19 protein-coding genes, 1 tRNA gene and 1 pseudogene are annotated in these 20,085 nt (G+C 58.1%); 4 read left to right on the top strand and 17 right to left on the bottom strand.

From position 1 onward, the window contains the following. Positions 1 to 410: 410 nt before the first annotated feature. Positions 411 to 557: a hypothetical protein gene (locus tag ACN19L_RS02525; RefSeq protein WP_426491975.1), complete on the bottom strand. Its 147-nt coding sequence runs from the start codon at positions 555 to 557 to the stop codon at positions 411 to 413. A gap of 129 nt (positions 558 to 686) precedes the next feature. Further along, positions 687 to 1,766: a DNA polymerase III subunit delta gene (gene holA / locus ACN19L_RS02520; RefSeq protein WP_426491974.1), complete on the bottom strand. Its 1,080-nt coding sequence runs from the start codon at positions 1,764 to 1,766 to the stop codon at positions 687 to 689. Between the two features lie 221 nt (positions 1,767 to 1,987). On the opposite strand from holA, the gene tyrS reads away from it, so the two are divergent. Continuing rightward, complete coding sequence (gene tyrS / locus ACN19L_RS02515; RefSeq protein WP_426491973.1) at positions 1,988 to 3,283, top strand: tyrosine--tRNA ligase; 1,296 nt, start codon at positions 1,988 to 1,990, stop codon at positions 3,281 to 3,283. Between the two features lie 195 nt (positions 3,284 to 3,478). On the opposite strand, the pseudogene ACN19L_RS02510 reads toward tyrS, so the two are convergent. Both ACN19L_RS02510 and ACN19L_RS02505 read right to left on the bottom strand, forming a co-directional pair. Beyond that, positions 3,479 to 3,649 (bottom strand): annotated as a pseudogene (locus ACN19L_RS02510) (histone H1); the annotation flags it as partial. Positions 3,650 to 3,891: 242 nt separating this feature from the next. After that, entirely contained in the window at positions 3,892 to 5,142 is a 1,251-nt protein-coding gene (locus ACN19L_RS02505; RefSeq protein WP_426491972.1) for an aminotransferase class I/II-fold pyridoxal phosphate-dependent enzyme, read from the bottom strand. 308 nt (positions 5,143 to 5,450) lie between these two features. On the opposite strand from ACN19L_RS02505, the gene accC reads away from it, so the two are divergent. Further along, positions 5,451 to 6,959, top strand: a complete 1,509-nt coding sequence (gene accC / locus ACN19L_RS02500; protein ID WP_426491971.1) for an acetyl-CoA carboxylase biotin carboxylase subunit — start codon at positions 5,451 to 5,453, stop codon at positions 6,957 to 6,959. Positions 6,960 to 7,082: 123 nt separating this feature from the next. On the opposite strand, the gene ACN19L_RS02495 is transcribed toward accC, so the two are convergent. The 12 genes from ACN19L_RS02495 to ACN19L_RS02440 all read right to left on the bottom strand — a co-directional run bounded on the left by ACN19L_RS02495 (position 7,083) and on the right by ACN19L_RS02440 (position 18,602). Continuing rightward, positions 7,083 to 7,580: a hypothetical protein gene (locus tag ACN19L_RS02495; protein ID WP_426491970.1), complete on the bottom strand. Its 498-nt coding sequence runs from the start codon at positions 7,578 to 7,580 to the stop codon at positions 7,083 to 7,085. A 66-nt stretch (positions 7,581 to 7,646) separates the two neighbouring features. Continuing rightward, the gene (locus ACN19L_RS02490) at positions 7,647 to 8,096 is read right to left on the bottom strand and encodes a hypothetical protein (protein WP_426491969.1); all 450 of its coding nucleotides are present in this window, start codon (positions 8,094 to 8,096) and stop codon (positions 7,647 to 7,649) included. A 35-nt stretch (positions 8,097 to 8,131) separates the two neighbouring features. Then, entirely contained in the window at positions 8,132 to 8,824 is a 693-nt protein-coding gene (locus ACN19L_RS02485) for a membrane-associated protein (RefSeq protein WP_426491968.1), read from the bottom strand. A gap of 297 nt (positions 8,825 to 9,121) precedes the next feature. After that, positions 9,122 to 9,841 (bottom strand): bacillithiol biosynthesis deacetylase BshB1, encoded by a 720-nt coding sequence (gene bshB1 / locus ACN19L_RS02480; protein WP_426491967.1) that lies wholly within the window; start codon positions 9,839 to 9,841, stop codon positions 9,122 to 9,124. 67 nt (positions 9,842 to 9,908) lie between these two features. Then, complete coding sequence (locus tag ACN19L_RS02475) at positions 9,909 to 11,042, bottom strand: peptidoglycan DD-metalloendopeptidase family protein (protein WP_426491966.1); 1,134 nt, start codon at positions 11,040 to 11,042, stop codon at positions 9,909 to 9,911. A gap of 142 nt (positions 11,043 to 11,184) precedes the next feature. Further along, a complete protein-coding gene (trxB, locus tag ACN19L_RS02470) occupies positions 11,185 to 12,138 on the bottom strand; it encodes a thioredoxin-disulfide reductase (RefSeq protein WP_426491965.1) in 954 nt (317 codons plus the stop codon). Positions 12,139 to 12,149: 11 nt separating this feature from the next. Next, positions 12,150 to 12,719 carry a DUF6985 domain-containing protein gene (locus ACN19L_RS02465; RefSeq protein WP_426491964.1) on the bottom strand — a complete coding sequence of 190 codons (570 nt, stop codon included), beginning with the start codon at positions 12,717 to 12,719 and terminating at the stop codon, positions 12,150 to 12,152. Between the two features lie 78 nt (positions 12,720 to 12,797). Further along, entirely contained in the window at positions 12,798 to 13,661 is an 864-nt protein-coding gene (locus ACN19L_RS02460) for a sigma-70 family RNA polymerase sigma factor (protein WP_022823752.1), read from the bottom strand. Between the two features lie 136 nt (positions 13,662 to 13,797). Then, the gene (gene pnp, locus ACN19L_RS02455) at positions 13,798 to 15,957 is read right to left on the bottom strand and encodes a polyribonucleotide nucleotidyltransferase (protein WP_426491963.1); all 2,160 of its coding nucleotides are present in this window, start codon (positions 15,955 to 15,957) and stop codon (positions 13,798 to 13,800) included. A gap of 198 nt (positions 15,958 to 16,155) precedes the next feature. Then, positions 16,156 to 16,431, bottom strand: a complete 276-nt coding sequence (gene rpsO, locus ACN19L_RS02450; protein ID WP_226268668.1) for a 30S ribosomal protein S15 — start codon at positions 16,429 to 16,431, stop codon at positions 16,156 to 16,158. Between the two features lie 200 nt (positions 16,432 to 16,631). Further along, positions 16,632 to 18,065, bottom strand: coding sequence for an LptF/LptG family permease (locus tag ACN19L_RS02445; RefSeq protein ID WP_426491962.1), 1,434 nt, complete (start codon positions 18,063 to 18,065; stop codon positions 16,632 to 16,634). Positions 18,066 to 18,188: 123 nt separating this feature from the next. Further along, on the bottom strand, positions 18,189 to 18,602 hold the full coding sequence (locus ACN19L_RS02440) for an START-like domain-containing protein (RefSeq protein WP_426491961.1): 414 nt from the start codon (positions 18,600 to 18,602) through the stop codon (positions 18,189 to 18,191). Between the two features lie 137 nt (positions 18,603 to 18,739). Here ACN19L_RS02440 and ACN19L_RS02435 point away from each other — a divergent pair. After that, positions 18,740 to 18,813: transfer RNA gene (locus tag ACN19L_RS02435), tRNA-Met, on the top strand. A 253-nt stretch (positions 18,814 to 19,066) separates the two neighbouring features. Then, a complete protein-coding gene (locus tag ACN19L_RS02430) occupies positions 19,067 to 19,480 on the top strand; it encodes a hypothetical protein (protein ID WP_426491960.1) in 414 nt (137 codons plus the stop codon). A gap of 207 nt (positions 19,481 to 19,687) precedes the next feature. Here ACN19L_RS02430 and rplT read toward each other — a convergent pair whose 3' ends face one another. Further along, positions 19,688 to 20,032: a 50S ribosomal protein L20 gene (gene rplT, locus ACN19L_RS02425; RefSeq protein WP_125423859.1), complete on the bottom strand. Its 345-nt coding sequence runs from the start codon at positions 20,030 to 20,032 to the stop codon at positions 19,688 to 19,690. Between the last annotated feature and the right edge of the window lie 53 nt (positions 20,033 to 20,085).

The following is a 20,085-nucleotide window of genomic DNA, read 5'->3' as shown; positions in this document are numbered from 1 at the left end:
ATGTCTATACATCAAATGTATAGACATTGTTTCACATTCTCACTCTTTATTGTACCGTTGAGTGTTTCCCGCAAACCAGTCTGTTCCCGACAACGGCACCTGCAGCTTACTTACCACCACCGCCACCCGCAATACAACCCTGCCGCCAGCAACAGCCCCAAGCAGCCGAGCCGGCGCATCTTCGCGCGCAGGGCCCGCCGACGCCCATAAGCGTCGGCAGCGGCTTGCGGCAGAAAATAGCCCCGCCACGCATTGTCCGCTCCGACAGCACCCACACCTCCCGGCACGCCGGGCAGGTGTATCGAATCACCTCACCGGGCAGCAGCTTCAGCGGCTTACATAGCAGTTGCTGCTCAAAGGCCTCGTAGGCCCACTACGAGGGGAAGCCGTACATCCCGGCCGGGAAGCAGTTAGGGCACATTTCGTTTGGGGCGGGGTTTCAGAATCCGGCGCAGCAGCCAGATGGTGGCATACAGCAGCAAGGCGGCAAAGCCGATACCCATCAGAGCCGGCAACAGACTATGGTCGTACGGATAGGCCATCCACGTTGCGCCCATTGCGCACAGCGTCGCAAGCAGCCAATACCACTTCAGTTTAACCCGACTACGCTCCATCGTATTAACTAAGTATACACTACTCACGCCCCCTGCCGTCACCTACTCTCCGAGGCAACGTCAACTCGTCCTCTACTGCCCCACCACCGCGTGCAGCGGCACCGGGTGGATGATGAGCCAGATCAGCTCCCGCAGAATTTCGCCGTCGGTCATGGAGCCTGAGTCGATGCCTTTGCTCTGGGCGTCGGCGCGGCGGATGAGGTGCACAATGTCGCGGGTGCGGTGGAAGTCGAATACTTTCAGGCCCACCTGGTAGTCCTGGCGCTGGATGGGGAAGCGGAGGCCCATTTTCAGCCAGTCGGCCTCGGCGGGGCTCCCGGGCAGCTGGTGCAGCACCAGCAGGCGGGAGAAGTAGTTGAACAGCAGCGTCAGGTTGGGGATGAGCGGGTTGTTCTTGGGGTTGGCCTCAAAGTAGAGCAGGATGCGGTTGGCCTTGAGCACGTCGCGGCGCACTAGGGCGCTCTGCAGCTCGAAGATGTTGTACTCCTTGCTGATGCCCACCATGCGCTGCACCAGGTCCTCGTCGATGCTGTGGCCGGGCAGCAGGTTGATGAGCATCTTGTCCACCTCGTTGGTGAGGCGGCCCAGCTCCCCCCCGATGTATTCGGCCAGCATAGCCGTGGCCTGGGGCGTAATCTGCTGGTTTTTGGAGCGCACGTAGTTGCTCAGCCAGGGGGCCACCTGGTTATCGTAGAGCTTTTTGCTGGTCATGAGCACGGTGCCGGCCGGGGCGGGCTCCTTTTTGTCGCCGGCCAGCAGCTTGCCCAGCTTTTTGCGCGCGTCCAGGGTTTTGTGCTTGTAGCAGAATACCAGCACCGTACTCTGCAGCGGATTGCGCAGGTAGGCCTCCAGAAAGGGCCACGTCTTGTCGTTTTCCAGATCGGCCACGGCCTGGGCCTCCTTCACAATAACCACCGAGCGTTCCGCCATCATGGGGAAGCGCTTGGCCTGGCCCAGAATGCCGGCCACGTCGGTATCCTTGCCGTACATGACCACCTGATTGAAACCCTTCTCGTGCTCAGGCAGCACGTGCTTTTCCAGCAGATCGGCCACCAGGTCAATATAATACGGCTCCTCCCCCTGCAGAAAGTACACGGGCGCAAACTGCCGCTGCTGGAGCTGCTTCAGGATTTCGTCGGGCGAGAGAGTCAATTTTTAATTAGTAATGAGCAATTAGTAATTAAGAATTGATGCGGGCGCACTGGTGAGCACCTTCCCAATTCTTCCTGCCCAAAGGTACGGGCTGCCTCTTACCTTTGCCGAACAGCTTTGGAAGAATTGGGCGGCTGGTACCGGCTGAGGAAAGCACGTTTGCCTCTCTGGATTTCGCCGGCTCAATTCTTAATTCCTAATTCTTACTTACTACTTACACTTTGAACCTCATAGACGAACTGCGCTGGCGGGGCATGTTTCACGACATGATGCCCGGCACCGAGGAGCACCTGCTGAAGAACGCGCCCATCACCGGCTACATCGGCTTCGACCCCACCGCGCCTTCCCTGCACATCGGCAACCTGGCCACTATTATGCTGCTGGTGCATTTGCAGCGGGCCGGCCACCGGCCCCTGGCCCTAGTAGGCGGCGCCACCGGCATGATTGGCGACCCCTCGGGCAAGTCGGCCGAGCGGAACCTGCTGGATGAGGACGCGCTGCGCCGCAACCAGGCCGGCATTCAGGCCCAGCTGGAGAAGTTCCTGGTGTTCGACAACTCGCCCACCGGGGCCCGGGTAGTCAACAACTACGACTGGTTCAAGGAGTTTGGCTTCCTGCAGTTCCTGCGCGAAGTGGGCAAGCACCTCACCGTGAACTACATGATGGCTAAGGATTCGGTGAAGCGCCGCATCGGCGGCAACGAAGAGTCCGGCGCCGAGGGCATCAGCTACACCGAGTTCAGCTATCAGCTGCTGCAGGGCTACGACTTCTTCCACCTTTATAAGGAATTTGGCTGCACCCTGCAAATGGGCGCCAGTGACCAGTGGGGCAACATCACCACCGGCACCGAGCTGATCCGGCGCATGTCGGGCGGCGAGGGCAAGGCCTACGCCCTCACCGGCCAACTCATCACCAAGGCCGATGGCACCAAATACGGCAAGAGCGAAACCGGCACCGTGTGGCTGGATGGCTCCATGACGAGCCCGTACCAGTTCTACCAGTTCTTCCTCAACGCCGCCGACGCCGACGTGCCCCGCCTCATCCGCGTGTTTACGCTGCTCTCGCAGGAGGAAATTGAGGCCCTAGAGGCCGAGCACGCCGCTGCCCCCCACCTGCGGGTGCTGCAAAAAGCCCTGGCCAAAGACGTAACTATTCGCGTGCACGGCGAAGCGGCTTTTGAGGCCGCGCTGGCTGCTTCGCAGGTCCTGTTCGGCGGTGGGGAGCTGAGCAGCCTCGATGAAGCTACGTTGCTCGACGTGTTTGCCGGCGTGCCCCACGTAGAGGTTTCCCGCGCCGAGCTGGAAGGCCAGGATGCCCTCACCCTGCTGAGCACCGCTGCTGGCACCGTTATCTTCTCCAGCAAAGGCGAGGCCCGCAAAATGGTGCAGAACAACGGCGTGAAGCTCAACCGCCAGAAAGTAACCCTCGACCAGAGCGCCACGGCCGTAGCCCCGCTGCTGGACAAGTACCTGGTAGCCCAGAAGGGTAAGAGCTACTTCCTGATTACGCTGGTGTAGCCCTTGCGCCCCGGCCAGTAAAAAAAGAAAAAGGCCCTGCCGATAATCGGCAGGGCCTTTTTTTGCGATAAGAAGAGTAGCTACGCCAGGCGTAGCGCCGCATTACTTCTTTTTAGCGGGAGCAGCCTTCTTGGCAGCGGGAGCAGCGGCTTTCTTAGCCGGAGCAGCTTTAGCAGCCGGAGCGGCGGCAGCACCGTCGTTCTTTTTGTTCTGCACCTCGGTGCGGATGGTTTGGGCCATGTTCTTCAGCTCCTGCATGCCTTTACGCACGCGGGTGCCAGCGGCCGAGTTGCCTTTGTCGTAGAATTTCTCGAAGTCAGCTTCCAGCGACATAACGAGGTCTTTCAGTTGGGCGAAATTGCTCATGGTTGGGAGGGGTTGTATGGTGTGGAAAAAGTGTTTAACCGGGCCTAATATACAGGGATTTCAAATACAAGCAAGTTGCCAAGTTTTTTTTCAAATGCCTTTTCTGGCGCACAGGGAGGCTTTTTATCCTTCCGGGCCTCTTCTACACCTTACTTCACACCACTACCACCCACGGAATAGTACAAAAACACAAAAGCCAGCTACCGGGTGGCAGCTGGCTTTTGCACTTAGCGAAGCTCAAACTAGCGTTGCAGGCCCTCGGGCACTTCAGCTTTGGAATAAAGCCCTTTCGAGAGCTTCTCCTGCACCGCCTCGAAGGCCTTAATGGTGATGGCCACATCGTCAAGCGTATGCACGGCAGTGGGGATGATGCGGAGCATAATCACGCCTTTGGGTACTACCGGGTACACCACAATAGAGCAGAAAATGCCGTGATTCTCACGCAGATCGAAGGTTACCTGCGTGGCGTCCGGAATCTGGCCTTCCAGCAGTACCGGCGTAACCGGCGAGGTAGTGGTGCCGATATTGAAGCCTTTTTCGCGCAGACCGCTTTGCAGGGCGTGCACAATCGTCCAGAGGTTTTCCTTGAGCTCAGGGCGGGTGCGCAGCAGCTCCAACCGCTTCAAAGCGCCCACTACGAGCGGCATGGGCAGGCTTTTGGCGAAAATCTGGCTGCGCATGTTGTAGCGCAAATATTCAATTACGTTCTCGGGGCCGGCCACGAAGGCACCAATGCTGGCCATGCTCTTCGCAAACGTCGAAAAATATAGGTCGATACCGTCCTGTACGCCCTGTTCTTCGCCCGTTCCGGCACCCGTAGTGCCCATGGTACCGAAGCCGTGGGCATCATCCACGAACAAACGGAACTGGTATTTCTCCTTCAACGCTACCACGCCGCGCAGGTCGCCCTGGTTGCCCGACATGCCGAACACGCCCTCAGTAATGACCAGGATGCCGCCGCCGGTTTCGTCGATGATGCGTTGGGCGCGCTCCAGCTGCTTCTCCAAGCTCTGCATGTCGTTGTGCACGTACACGAAGCGCTTGCCCGCGTGCAGGCGTACGCCATCAATGATGCAGGCGTGAGACTCGGCGTCGTACACAATCACGTCGTGGCGGCCCACCATGGCGTCGATGATGGACACCACGCCCTGGTAGCCGAAGTTGAGCAGCATGCAGTCGGGCTTCATCACAAACTCGGCCAGCTCATTTTCCAGCTGCTCGTGCAGGTTGGAGTTGCCGCTCATCATGCGGGCACCCATGGGCAGGGCCATGCCGTACTCGGCCGCGGCGTCGGCGTCGGCCTTGCGCACCTCGGGGTGGTTGGCCAGGCCCAGGTAATTGTTCAGGCTCCAGGTGAGAACCTCTTTGCCGCGGAAAATCATGCGGGGCTTAATCTCGCCTTCCAGCTTGGGGAAGGTGAAATAGCCGTGCGCGTAGTGTGAATGGCTACCCAGCGGGCCGCGGTTGGCGGCAATCTTCTCAAATAGATCCACGAGGGAACAGGTTGAATGTGAAACGAAAACAAGCGGTTATGCTTGGGGGGCATAACGCTCGGGGAATGTACAAAGTTATGGCAATCCGCAAAGGTAGCCCGCCGCGGGCAGGCATCCAACCTTATAGGAATTGGCCCGATGCGTTTTCTGGTGCGGCCGGAATGGCGTTTCTTTGGCATTACATTACGCCGGCGGCCCGGGGTTGAAGCCCTGCGCCGCGCAGCAGAACAGTAAACTCCCTGCTGAGCTTAGGGTTTTGCCTCTGGGCCGCCGGCGTTGTTCTCTCCCACCCGCCTACCCTCTCCACCATGAAGAAAATCACCAAGCTGCTGGTCGCCAACCGCGGCGAAATTGCCCTGCGCGTGCTGCGCTCCGCCCGGGAAATGGGCCTGCAAACCGTGGCCATCTACTCCGAAGCCGACCGCAACGCCCTACACGTGCGCTACGCCGACGAGGCCGTGTGCGTGGGCCCGCCCGCCAGCAAGGACAGCTACCTGCGCGGCGACAAAATTCTGGAAGTATGCCGGCAGCTGGGCGTCGATGCCATTCACCCCGGCTACGGCTTCCTGAGCGAAAACGCCGAATTCGCCCGCATTGTGAAGGAAGCCGGCCTGATTTTCGTAGGTCCTTCGCCGGAAGCCATGGATGTGATGGGCGACAAGCTTTCGGCCAAGCAGGCCGTGAAAGCCTACAACATTCCGTTGGTGCCGGGCCTGGATGAAGCCATCAGCGACGTGCAGGAGGCCAAGCGCGTGGCCGAGCAGGTAGGTTTCCCGGTGCTCATTAAGGCCTCGGCCGGGGGCGGCGGCAAGGGCATGCGCCTGGTGTACCAGCCCGAGGAATTTGAGGAGCAGATGCAGCTGGCGGTGAATGAGGCCGTGTCGGCCTTCGGCGACGGGGCCGTGTTCATTGAGAAGTTCGTGACCGGCCCGCGCCACATCGAAATTCAAGTACTGGGCGACGAGCACGGCAACATCGTGCACCTGTTCGAGCGGGAATGCTCCATTCAGCGCCGCCACCAGAAGGTGATTGAGGAAGCGCCTTCCTCGGTGCTCACGCCCGAGCTACGCGCCGAAATGGGCCGCTGCGCCGTGGACGTGGCCCGGGCTTGCAACTACACCGGCGCCGGCACCGTGGAGTTCCTGCTCGACGACCAGCGCAACTTCTACTTCCTGGAGATGAACACCCGCCTGCAGGTGGAGCACCCCGTCACGGAGCAGATTACCGGCCTCGACCTGGTGAAGGAGCAGATTAAAGTAGCCCAGGGCCAGCCCCTGTCCTTCCGCCAGGAAGACCTCACCATCACCGGCCACGCCCTGGAGTTGCGCGTGTACGCCGAAGACCCGCAGAACAACTTCCTGCCCGACATCGGGACGCTGACTACCTACGTGCGTCCCCAGGGCCCCGGTGTGCGGGTAGATGACGGCTTCGAGCAGGGCATGGACATTCCGATTTACTACGACCCCATGATTGCCAAGCTCGTGACCTTCGGGGCCACCCGCGAGGAGGCCATTGCCCGGATGCTGCGCGCCATTGAGGAGTACCAGATTACCGGCATCGAAACCACGCTGGGCTTCGGCCGCTACGTGCTGCAGCACCCGGCCTTCGTGAGCGGCAACTTCGACACCAACTTCATTAAGGACCACTTCACGCCCGAGTCGCTGAAGCCCGCCGCCCCGGACGAAGCCACCGCCAAGCTGGCCGCCGTGCTCACCGCCATGCTCCTGACGGAGAAGAAACCGAGTGCTACGCCCGCCGCTGAGGCACCGGCCGCCACCGGCTCCGCCTGGAAGCGCAACCGGTTGGGAGTGCGGTAGAATGTAGTTTATACACATAAAGCCAAACGCCCGGCCAGATGGCCGGGCGTTTGGCTTTATGTGTATTTGGATAATTTACCTGATTGGGAAGCGGAAATAAAAACTATTCTATTGGGCTCATGACTACCCTGCTTTGGGCTTTGTAATTTCTGCTGAATCTGTGGGCTTGTAGCGTACCATCAGATACCACAGCATAATTGCCGGCACTACATTTACGCCAAAAAACCACTCTTCCTGATTAGCTATGGCAAAGCTAAACTTGACCTCATAGAGAGCATCTAAAGTCAGGCCGATATTACTTAAGGCATCAAGGCCGAAGACGGCTAATACTCCATTACTGAGCACATACTTCAGCCCTCCATATCGGATGACTGGTAACTGCAGGATGGCCATAACACCCATCAATGTAGGGTCTTGCAGCTTCTGATATGTGATGAACGAGAGAATGGAGAGCACGAAGGCCAATGCCGCATATATACCACCGCTAATGCGTAGGGCTGATTGATCTAACTCAGATAAATGAGATGTCAGTATAAACAGACCAGCAATACCACCTATCAGATTGTAATAGCTTAGCAGTTTTAAGACTCTGTTTTGCGGAATAAAACTGTCGACAGGCATTAAGCAGTAGTTTGTTAAACATATAAGCAAAAATCACCTCAGCAGCCAATTGGCTTGCATAGCTCTTTACGCCAGCAGCCGCGCCTGGTTGGCCACGTTAATCAGCGCCGGCGCGTTCTTAAGGGTGGCCAGTACTACTTCCTTGGCGGCTTGCTGAAGCTCGTCGCGGTGGATGTCGCGCACTTCTTCGCGCACCAGCTCAGTGAGGGCGTGGAGGGCATGCTGCACGGCTTCGCGCCGGGGCCGCTCGGTGCGCAGCTCCTGGCGCACCTCGGCAAAGTGGGCCTGAATTTTCAGCCGCCGCAGGTGAAACACCGAGTCGCTAGAAACCTGGGGCTGGATGGTGTCGAGTAGCTTCAGCAGCGGCAGCAATTGGGTGGCGGTGGCCCCCACCAGGCGCTGGCGGCGACCAGGGCGGGCGGTGGGCTGGCAAGCGGCATCGGTGGATGGCTCAGGACCAAAGACAGACATCAGAAATAACCGGGTAATGGGGCGGATAATACGCGTGATTTTCATAACAAGATACTGGTTCAGCTAACAATTACCGAATCCTACACCCGCTCCCAGGCCAACTGGCCCGAAGACGTAGCCGGCTCCGTAGCTCCGGCAGATTTCGGGGCCAGCCAGCGACGCAGGGCCCAGTGCGTGGGTAGGTAAATCACCAGCAGCAGCGTGAGCATCCAGCCCATCAGGTACAGCGGGGCGGGCAGCCAGGTTTGCGGGTGGGCATCGTCGAAGCCGAACACGTAGTTGATGTTCACCGGAATCTTGGGGTTGGGCAGCACCGTGCCGGCGGGCGGCAGCCAGAAGTAGGCCACCAGGCACAGCGCCCAGGCCAGCAGCGTCCAGGCAGGCAGGGCGCGCCGGTCGTAGCCCAGGCGCTTTACCAGAAAAAGGATGAGGAAAGGCAGCCAGCCGTGGAAGAACGAGAGCCCCCGCAGAAACAGGGAGCGGTTTTCATCGAACATGTAGGACGTCATGCCCAGCAGATGGTGGCCGCACAGCTCCCCCACAAAATCGGCGCACCACAGCACCTGCGGCAGCAGGATGCCCACGGCGGCCATGGAGGCCGGCAGGCGGCGCTCCGTCCACACGCTCACCAGACACAGCAGCAGGGCCACGTCGCAGAAGTACAGGAAGTTGGTGGGGCCGTAGTTTACCCAGTACACCGGCACCATCACCAGCAGGAAGGCGGTGAACACCAGTTTCAACCAAAGCGGCAGGCGGGCCGGAACACGTTTCATGAGCGAAGAAGAATGAGGTGCGAAACAACGCTTGGTCCTCCCGCCACGCGGCTCATGGCGTTGCACCGAGAGGATGCCCGAAGTAGCACGCTGAATTCGGCTTCGCCAGTTCAATCCACCCGACCATCAGACTTTTCACTGACTTATCCGCCAGCCATAGATAAGCATTAAGAGCCGTTTTCAGGTCAGCCAATCAGACTTTGTACTTCTACGCTTTCGGCACATGCAACTACCTATAAACCGAGAAAGCCTCACCAGACTGGTGAGGCTTTCTCGGTTTGCGGCTTGACCGCGTACTTATATCAGCTCGGTGATTTCGCGCACGCCCAACGGCCGCTCCCGCGTGAAGCCTTCCCCGAACTCTACTCCGATCAGGTGGCCGAACTCCCGGGCGCGGGCTTCCATAAAGTTGCTGAATACCGGCGTGGAGAGGTAGGTGCTGGGCTCGGTACTCTCGGGGTCGTGAAACTGGGTACGATAGGCCTGGATACTCTCCCACTTTTTGGGCCAGTGGGCCGAAATATCCACCACGAAATCGGCCGGAATCTGGCGGTCCTGGATGTAGTGAAACACCAGCCGGGGCCGCCAGGGCTGCTGGGGCTGGCCGTCGTCACCGAGGGTTTCAATCATGCGCAGCCCACTCAGAAAGCACGATTCCGAGGCCAGCTGCGCGCCCCGGCCGTGGTCGGGATGGCGGTCATGAATGGCGTTGCAGAGGATGATATCGGGCTGGTAGCGGCGGATGGCGGCAATAACGGGCAGCTGATGCTCCCGGTCGTTGCGGAAGAAGCCGTCGGGCAGGCCCAGGTTTTCGCGGGCGCTCAGGCCCAGAATACGGCTGGCGGCTTCGGCCTCCTGCGCCCGGGTGGCCGGTGTGCCGCGGGTACCCAGCTCGCCCCGGGTAAAATCAACGATACCAATCTTTTTACCAGCAGCCACGGCCGCCAGCAAGGTACCCGCAGCGGACATCTCCACGTCGTCGGGATGCGCCCCCAGGGCCAAAATATCAAGCTTCATGTGTATTCAGTTGCTGGTCGCCGCTTGCGAGTTGTCAGCATCATTCTGGCACCTCGCAACCGAAAACTTATTTAATGCGCAGGGTGCGGCCAGGCCGCAATACGCCCACGTTGCCATTGAGCCGCCGCAGCTGCGCCTGCGACACGCCGTACTTGTCCGCAATTTCCGATAGGGTATCGCCCGAGCGGATTTTATGGGTGACTACCTGCCGGGCCTGAGTGGGCCGGCCACTGCCACTGCGGCTACTACTACCGCTGCCCGCTCCCGGCACGCTGCCTCCCCGGTACTTCAGCGACTTACTGTAGTAGGCAAACAAACCGGAGGTAATCTGGAAATTGTCTTTGATGAGCCGGTAGTCAGGAAAGTCGTACATCTGCTCCGGGTCGATGGGGTTGCCTTCGTAACGCACCTCAAAGTGCAGATGGGAGCCGCTGCTGCGGCCCGTACTGCCACCCCGCCCAATCAGCTCCCCGGCCTTTACAAACGTGCCCGGCGTCACCAGAGACTTCTGCAAGTGACCGTACAGGGTTTCAATGCCATTGTAGTGGCGCACCATGATGTAATTACCGTAGCCTGAGCCGTCCCACTTTACAATGCGCACGACCCCATCAAAGGCCGCTTTTACCGAGTCTCCGGTTTCCAGGTCCAGGTCCACGCCGTAGTGCCAGCGGTAGCCCCGGAAACCGAAGTCCGAAGTCATCGGGGTTTTGGTCAGGGGCATTTTGGCGTAGCGCTGCTTTTCGGGTTCCGTCAGCTTCAGGTTCAGCGTGTCCTTTATGCGGCGGCCATCTACCCGGTACGGGTTGATGTTGTGCGTATCCCAAATGGCATAATACCCCGCCACTTTAATCCAGGAGGAGTCAATTTTCACCTGCTCCGATACTTCCACAATCTCCTGCACGCCCTCGTTTAGCGTGCTGGTATCCTCACTCACAATGGAGAGCTTTTTGGCGGGGTTGAAGAAGATGGATTTGGCCGCGTCGGAGTTTTCCTCGGGCAGCTCCTCCGTCTCAATCAGGATGGTGGTATCGGGCCGCACGTAGCGGATGGTAGGCGACTTAATGCGAAAAAAATCCTTCCGCTTGCCGGCCGAGCCGGCTTTGGCCTTGGGCTCGGGTGTTTTGCGCCGCTGGGCCTGCAGCTGGCCGGGCAAGCCAATAAACAGCCCGATCAGTAGCAGCGGCAGCAGCCAATGTTTCACAAAATGCAGCAAGAGCAAAAAATTAATGAGTGAATGAGTGATTGGGCGAATGAGTGAATGAGAAAGTAAGCTCAACGTCCCATCTAAATGGATAGTGTGACGCTAACCTAACTCACTCAATCACTCATTCACTCATTCACTGCTAATGGTCCCCCAGCGCGGCCAGGTACCGCTCGGCGTCGAGGGCGGCCATGCAGCCGGAGCCGGCGGCCGTTACGGCCTGGCGGTAGGTGTAGTCCTGCACGTCGCCGCAAGCAAATACGCCGTCCACGTTGGTTTTGGCGGTGCCGGGAATGGTTTTCAGGTAGCCCTGCTCGTCGTGGTGCAGGTAGGGCTGGAAGATTTTGGAGTTGGGCTCGTGCCCGATGGCCACGAAGAAGCCCTCAATGGCCAGGTCACGGGTGCTGCCGTCCAGCACGTTTTTCACGCGGGCTCCATCCACGGCGTGCTCGCCCAGGATTTCGTCGGTTACCGTGTTCCAGAGCACCTCAATCTTGGGGTTGTCCAGCACACGCTTCTGCATGATTTTCGAGGCGCGCATCTCCCCTTTCCGCACAATCATGTACACCTTGTTGCAGAGGTTGGCCAAGTACGTAGCCTCCTCGGCCGCCGTGTCGCCGGCACCCACAATGGCCACGTCCTTGCCGCGGTAGAAGAACCCGTCGCACACGGCGCAGGCCGATACGCCCGAGCCGTTCAGGCGCTGCTCCGAGGGCAGCCCCAGCCACTTGGCCGAAGCTCCGGTGGCAATGATGATAGTATCGGCCGTCAGTTCCACCTTTTCGTCCACCGTCACGCGGTGCGGGTGGCCCGAGAAGTCCACTGAAGTGGCAATACCGTAGCGGATATCGGTACCAAAACGGGCGGCCTGCTTTTTCAGGTCCTCCATCATTTCGGGGCCCATGATGCCGTCGGGGTAGCCGGGGAAGTTTTCTACGTCGTTGGTAATGGTTAGCTGGCCGCCGGGCTGCAGGCCCTGGTACATGACCGGCTTCAGGTTGGCGCGGGCCGCGTAGATGGCCGCTGTGTAGCCGGCCGGGCCAGAGCCAATAATCAGACACTTGATGTGTTCAGCGGCAGTGGTTGCCTCGCTCATTCGGGTAGGTTCTATTTTTTTGGAAATGCAAAAGTAGTGTTATAGGCCGACAGCAGCGCGTCGGTTACATCCGGCCGGTCATAAGCATCTGCCTCCGTAAGATGCCCGTCGTACTGGCTGACCCGCGTGAGCATGCGTCCCCGTCGAAACACCAGTTGCAGGCCGTGCTCTTCTTCCCAGCCACAGCCACACTCGATGCTCAGGTACACGTCCTGGTCACGCCGGTCACGCCACGAGATATGTATGTCGCCCGGCCGCACCTGCGCCCACACCTCGGCCGGCGCAGAAATGCTGACGTCCAACTCTTCCTCGCCTACTGCGTCGACCATCTCCTGATAGTTGGCCCAGACAAGGCCGGACGCGGCTAGCCGGTCGGCTGGACCCAGCGCCAGAAAGTTGCGCAGGCAGTCATCCAGGTCGGCTAGGTCTGAGGCCGTTGGTGCTGTTGCCCCGCTGAGGATGACCGTCAGCGGCATATGGTCGAAAAACGGCACGGGCACCGGCTGGCTTTGCCACCAGTCCTCAAAATTATCGTCTTGCACCAACAGCCCAACAACTGAACTTTGAATGGATTCAGGCATGAAGAAGAATGTGGATGATTGTAGTCAACAAAAAACCCCAACCAATGGTCAGGGTTTTCTGTGGCGGGGTAGAAAAACTTACCCCAGATACGGTTTCAGCGCTTTGCTGCGGGACGTGTGACGCAGCCGGCGAATGGCTTTTTCCTTGATCTGACGAACCCGCTCGCGGGTCAGGTTAAACTTCTCGCCAATTTCCTCCAGCGTGAGCGAGTGTTCCCCGTTCAGGCCAAAATACAGCGTGATTACGTCGGCTTCGCGCTTGGTGAGCGTGCTCAGGGCGCGCTGCACTTCCTTGCGGAGCGAGTCGTTCATCAGGCCGGTATCGGGCGACTCCTCGTCCTCGTTCTCGAGCACGTCGAGCAGGCGGTTTTCCTCCCCCTGCACGAAGGGAGCATCCACCGATACGTGGCGGCCCGAAATCTTGAGCGTATCCACCACTTCCGAGGTAGTCAGTTCCAGTACTTCGGCAATTTCTTCGGGCGAAGGCTCCCGCTCGAATTTCTGCTCCAGCTCCGAAAACGACTTGCTGATTTTGTTCAGCGAGCCTACCCGGTTCAGGGGCAGACGCACAATACGGGACTGTTCAGCCAGCGCCTGTAGAATCGACTGACGAATCCACCATACGGCGTAGGAAATGAATTTGAAACCCCGGGTTTCATCGAAGCGCTTGGCGGCTTTAATCAGACCCAGGTTGCCTTCGTTGATCAGGTCACCCAGGCTCAGGCCTTGGTTCTGGTACTGCTTGGCCACCGACACCACGAAGCGCAGGTTGGCTTTGGTGAGTTTTTCCAGCGCTTGCTGGTCACCTTCTTTGATGCGTTGCGCCAGCGTCACCTCCTCATCGGGGGTGAGCAGATCCACCTTGCCAATCTCCTGGAGGTATTTGTCCAGCGACTGACTTTCGCGGTTGGTGATCTGCTTGCTGATTTTTAGCTGTCTCATTGCGGGCGCGAGAGAATTGAAGTGTTGATGCTACTAACGTCGTGTTTACTCCGCTATACGGAGGATACCCAAACGCGGGTACCGGCATTGATTGTGTCCAACACACCGGTACCCGCGAAAGTTCGGGAAGGCCTGCTTATGCGGCGCCGTTGGAATCGGCAGCCCGCTCAGGCTTGGGCAGCAGCACCTTGCGCGACAGACGGTATTTACCGGTTTTCTTGTCGATATCGAGCAGCTTCACGTCAATTTCCTGCCCTACTTCCAGCACCCCTTCCAGGGCAGCCAGACGCTCGTGCGACACCTCCGAAATGTGCAACAGGCCGTCTTTGCCCGGCATGATTTCCACGAAGGCACCGTAAGGCTGAATGCTGCGCACTTTGCCTTTGTATGTAGCGCCCACTTCCGGCACCGCGGCAATGGCCTGAATGCGGCTGATGGCCGCCTGCATGTCTTCCTGGTTAGAGGCGTAGATGCTTACGTGGCCTTTCTCCTCCTTCTCCTCGATGATAACCGTGGCGTTAGTATCCTTCTGGATCTGCTGAATCACCTTGCCACCGGGCCCGATTACGGCCCCAATGAACTCTTTATCAATCAGCATCTTGTGCGAGCGGGGCGTATGCGGCTTCAGCTCGGCGGCGGGCTGGCTGATGGTCTTGGCCATCTCGCGCAGGATATGCAGACGACCTTCGCGGGCCTGGTGCAGGGCAGCCGTCATGATTTCGGCGCTCAAACCCTGAATTTTGATGTCCATCTGGCAAGCCACGATACCCTTCTCGGTACCAGTCACTTTGAAGTCCATGTCGCCGAGGTGGTCCTCATCGCCCAAAATGTCCGAAAGCACGGCGTATTCGCCGGTTTCTTTGTCCTGCACGAGGCCCATGGCAATACCCGAAACAGCGGCGCGTACCGGAATACCGGCATCCATCAGGGCCATGGAACCAGCGCACACCGTGGCCATCGACGAAGAGCCATTCGACTCCAGGATGTCCGACACGATACGCACGGTGTAGGGGTTCTCATCATCAGAAGGCATTACCTTCTTCAGGGAGCGTTGAGCCAGGTTGCCGTGGCCGATTTCGCGGCGGCCGGGGCCGCGGTTCGGCTTCACCTCACCGGTCGAGAAAGCCGGGAAGTTGTAGTGCAGCATGAACTTGCTGTAGCCCGAAGTCATGGCCGTATCGATGATCTGCTCATCGAGCTTGGTACCGAGGGCCACCGTGGTCAAGGACTGGGTTTCGCCGCGGGTGAACAGGGCCGAGCCGTGGGCACCGGGCAGGTAGTTCACCTCGCTCCAGATCGGGCGAATTTCCGTGAGCTTACGACCGTCGAGGCGGGTGCGCTCCTTGATCATCATGTCGCGGATGGCCTTCTTCTCAGCCGAAGAATAATAGCGACCGAACATCTTCATGTCCAGCTCGGGCTGCTCTTCCAGCAGTTTCTCGGTCAGCGACTTTTTGATGGCCGAGAAGCCTTCCTTGCGGCCGGCTTTGCTGGGGTTGCCGGAGTGCGCCACTTTATAGGCCTGCTCGTACACGCCTTCCTGAATGCGCTTCTTGAGGTCGTCGTTTTCCTCGTACTTGGGGTACTCGCGCTTCACGTGGGATTTCTCCACCTCAGCGGCCAGCTCCAGCTGCACGCGCACTTGCTCCTTAATGGCTTCGTGGGCGAAGGCAATGGCTTCTACCATTTCCTCCTCGCTCACTTCGTTCATTTCACCTTCCACCATGGCTACCGAGTCGGCCGTGGCCCCCACAATCAGGTCGATGTCGGCGCGGGCAATGTCGGCGGTGAGAGGATTGATCTGCAGTTTGCCATCGATGCGGGCTACGCGCACCTCCGAGATGGGGCCAGCGAAGGGAATATCCGAAATGGAGAGGGCAGCCGAAGCAGCCAACGCGGCCAGCGCATCGGGCTGCACGGTTTTATCGGCCGAAATCAGGGTAATCATCACCTGCACCTCGTAGTGATAGTCCTTGGGGAACATCGGGCGGAGGATGCGGTCTACGAGGCGGCACACCAGAATTTCGTAATCCGAGAGGCGGCCTTCCCGGCGCTGGAACGAGCCTGGAATGTTGCCAGCACCACCGAATTTCTCCTGGTAGTCAACCGACAGGGGCAGAAAATCCACGTCTCCGCGGGCGCTGGGCTGCGACACAACGGTAGCCAGCAGCATGGCGTCGCCGAGGCGTACTACTACGGCGCCATCCGCAAATTTGGCCAGCTTGCCGGTTTCAATGGAAATCTGCCGACCGTCGGGCAGCGTAATGTGTTTGGTAACCGCGTTGTAATTGGGCATCTGAGAGGGGTTGCTTATGGAAAGCGTGCAGCGGGCGAGCAGCCGTAAAAACAAGGCCGGCAGCGGCCTTATTTTGCTCTAAAAATTCTTCTTTGGGAAACTCAACGCCCGAAGCCGGCAAATGGTGCGCTCCGCTTCGGACAAAAAAAGAGCAGGGAACCTTCCGTGGTGGAAGGTCCCCTGCTCCAGGCGGTGGGCTTACTTACGAATGCCCAGCTCCTTGATGATGGCGCGGTAGCGGTTGATTTCGCGGTGCTGGAGGTAGTCCAGCATCCGACGGCGCTTACCAACGAGTTTGAGCAGACCCAGACGGGTCGAGTAGTCCTTTTTGTTCACCTTCAGGTGTTCGGTCAGGTGAGCAATGCGGTGCGTAAACAGCGCAATCTGCGACTCGGCCGAACCGGTGTCGTTAGCGGACTTCTGCAGGCTGTTTTTTTCGAAAATAGCCTGTTTTGCTTCAGTGGTGAGTTGCATCGGCAGATAGGTTTCCCCGTCTTAGATTAAAAAATATGAAAAAGAAAAGCCACCCCGCATTTCGGGGTGGCCGCAAAGGTAAGGAGTTAATCGGAATAATGTGTTGGAATGTGTTGGAATGTGTTGGAATGTGTTGGAATGTGTTGTCGCTTTTAATTTTTCACATTCTGCACATTCGCCTGCATTCTAACACATTCTACTCATACCGCCTTTTTGTAGCCTCGCCAGGGCCAGCGCAGCCAGCCCGGTACAAAGCGGCTCCAGTCCACGTCCAGCACGCCGGAATCGTGGCGGGCCTGGTAGAGGAAGAACAGCCCGATGGGCAGTAGCACGGCACCCGAGAGCCACATTCCCACCCCCACGGGCATGACCATCTCCCGGCCGTACTTCTCCCCCATGATGGATACCACGTAGTAAATTATAAAGAAGACGATGGATACCAGAATGGGCACCCCAATACCGCCTTTTTTGATGATGGCCCCCAGCGGAGCCCCAATCAGAAACATGAGCAGAATGGCTACCGATTGCGTGTACTTGCGGTAGCTCTCGATGCGGTAGTTAGCCGTTTCCTTGGACAAGTTGGTCAGCCGCTCGGCCGAGGTACCCAGGAAGGAGCGCACGTTGCGGGCCCGGTTGGCCGCCTGCTGGGCCACGTTCAGACTGACCGGCTGCAGCTCCTTATCGGGCACCTGCCAGCTTTCCACGCGCTGCATGGCTACGCGGCCGGTCGTATCCAGGCGCAGGAAGGTGTAGTACGGGTTCAGCTGCGGAATCAACTGCCGCCGCTCCAGCAGTACCCGGTTGTGCAGCGAATCGGTATAGTGCGTGAGCTGCCCCAGATTCAGCATCATCTTGTTGGTGTTGAACAGCTCCTTTTTGGTGCGGTCCATTCCGAAGGAAGCCAGGGAGAAGGTAATCAGGTTGCGGTCGAAATTCTGGCGGATGAAGCTGGCTCCGGCCCCACCCTGGGCACTGGGCTGCTCCACGTACGTGCGGCCCCGGAACAGCTCCAGCGCCAGATACTGCCCCCCGAAGCGGGTGTACATCCGCCCCGAATCAGCCAGAATAACGGCACTACCGCCCCGGCTCTGGGTATGGTCGTAGATCATCACGCCCTTCAGAATATCCCCGTTCTCGCCCAGCTTCTTGTTTACCTTGATGGTGTAGCCCGGTATGCCATTGTAAAACACGCCTTCCCGGATGTCCAGGGCCAGCTTTTGCTGGCGCACGTCCCAGAGCAGGCTGTACGCCTCCAGGTTGGCTAGCGGCACAATAGTATTGTTGAACCAGAACGCTCCCCCGGCTAGAAACAGGCTGAACAGCATCACGGGGCGCAGAATGCGGGTTAGCGAAATGCCCGCCGTTTTGATGGCCGTCAGCTCGTGGTGCTCCCCCAGCGTGCCGTAGGTCATCAACGACGACAGCAGCACGGCCAGCGGCAAAGAAATGGGCACAATCAGCACACTGAAGTAAAACAGCAACTGCGCAATTACCCCAAAGCCCAGGTCTTTACCTACCAGATCGTCCATGTACTTCATCATGAACTGCATCAGGAAAATAAATTCTACAACGGCAAACGTGAGCAGAAAGGGTCCGGCAAAGGCCTGTAGAATCAGCTTATCGAGTTTTTTCATACTAGGTGCCGCCAGCTGCTGCGGCTGGCCCGGCATTGGGCTACAAACAAAAAGGAGCAAACAGGAAACGAAGATACGGTTCGTTTCGTGCCTGCTCCTCTCCACAAGAGTCGGGTGGCGTTGTTAGCCGCCCACCTGCTCGCGCAGGTTCTGGATCAGATTATCCCACATTTCCTGCAGCTCAATAGTATCGGCCTCCTCCGAGTAGTCAACTACCCGCAGATACACTTCCTGGGTCAGCTGCGACTCTTCAATCAGAAAATCGAGGTAATTGGCGTCGGGAGTATGGCGCTTGTTATCGTCCAGAAACACAAACCGCACGGAGCGGTTGGTGCGGTGCGAGGCCATTTCGGCAAAGTGCGGCTGGTTGTCCCAGATGAAATTATACACGTGTCCGCCTTCAATTTTCACGTCCTGACAGAACCAGTGCGAAAGGCCCGAAGCCGTAGCTAAGTACGGATACAGAATTTTGGGAGAAGCATTCACGGGGTATTCAACCGTAAAACGGTGCTTGAGGCGAGTAGCGGAAAGCGGCATAAGCAGAACAGAGTAAAGAATTTAGGGCGGGAGGCTGATTGGTGAAAGTGGCCCGGCAGCCAATATACGCGGGTTTTTTTTTGCACAACACTTGCATTACGTCAAATCTTGTTCCTACATTTGCACCACCAAAACAGGGCGGGGTAGCTCAGTTGGTTAGAGCACAGGATTCATAACCCTGAGGTCACGAGTTCAACTCTCGTCCCCGCTACTTGCAAAAACGGCTTTTCCAGATCGGAGAAGCCGTTTTTTCATTGGCTTCTACCCGATCTTATCCGCCTGACATCTTTATCGTTTTGGGTTCGCCCCAGCTCTTGCTACTTCCAGGCGGACGGCAGCTACCCGATCAAGATTATATATGTATAGTATCTTACCCGGCAGTATTCGTACTGCGTTTTATTGCTTATTCCATCACGTGTGCCGACCTACGCAGGTGGGTACTCAATTATTTCGGGCTTATACGAATGGTGCATCTCGCCTCATTTCCCTTTGTTACGTTTTATCTGCACAACATTGGCTGCAACGCCCTGGAAGCGGTGTGGGGCGACTACGTCAGCAGCTCGTTTTTTCGGGAGGCGATTCAGCAGGCAGTGGTATTCGTGCGACAGCACCACGCTGAAGCCTGGATTGCGGATGACCGGCGCCTGGGCCCAATGGAACGAGAAGATCTGGCCTGGATTGGCGCGGAAATTCTGCCGGCATTGGCTACTAATGGCCTCCGGCGCCTAGCTATTGTTGAGTCGGAAGATGGATTTAACCGGGCCCTGATTCAGGAAGAATATACTTCCCCGGTGCAGGGTCTGCCCATCGAGCTACGCTATTTCACTGATGTACCTACCGCACGGGCCTGGGCCTGTAGTCAGCCAACCAATCAGTAGCAGGGCATGCCTGTGTCCATCCGGCACTTATAGCCCCCCACTTGGCTGTTCTGAGGCCCGGTTTTAAGAATTAATTTTTCACACGCTGTAGCAAGTTCTAGGCTAGTAGCTGCTACTGCCTGTGACGAAAATTAAGCACATAAAAAAACACCTGACCCATGCGAACAGGTCAGGTGTTTCGGTGGGGCAAACCCCTCAGTAAGCAGCTTACTTGATTTTTTCCACGATGCCTTTGAAGGCTTCGGGGTGGTTCAGGGCAAGGTCAGCCAGAACCTTACGGTTCAGTTCAATGCCCGCCTTCTTCAGGCCGCCCATCAGCTGCGAGTACGACATACCATGCTCACGGGCACCAGCGTTGATACGCTGAATCCAGAGGGCACGGAACTCACGCTTCTTAACCTTACGGTCACGGTAAGCATAGAGCAGGCCTTTCTCAACGGCATTTTTGGCAACGGTCCATACGTTTTTGCGACGGCCATAGTAGCCTTTCGCCAAACGCATTACTTTTTTCCGACGGTGGCGCGAGGCCGCGTGGTTTACACTTCTTGGCATAACCAGAGTTGTTTTTGGCGGCCGGCGGCGGACATATCTGCCGCAGCTTGGAG

Source organism: Hymenobacter sp. 102 (genome assembly GCF_049949205.1).
Taxonomy (GTDB): domain Bacteria; phylum Bacteroidota; class Bacteroidia; order Cytophagales; family Hymenobacteraceae; genus Hymenobacter.
Note: the sequence above shows the minus strand (reverse complement) of the source record. Positions and strands in the feature narration are given on the sequence as shown.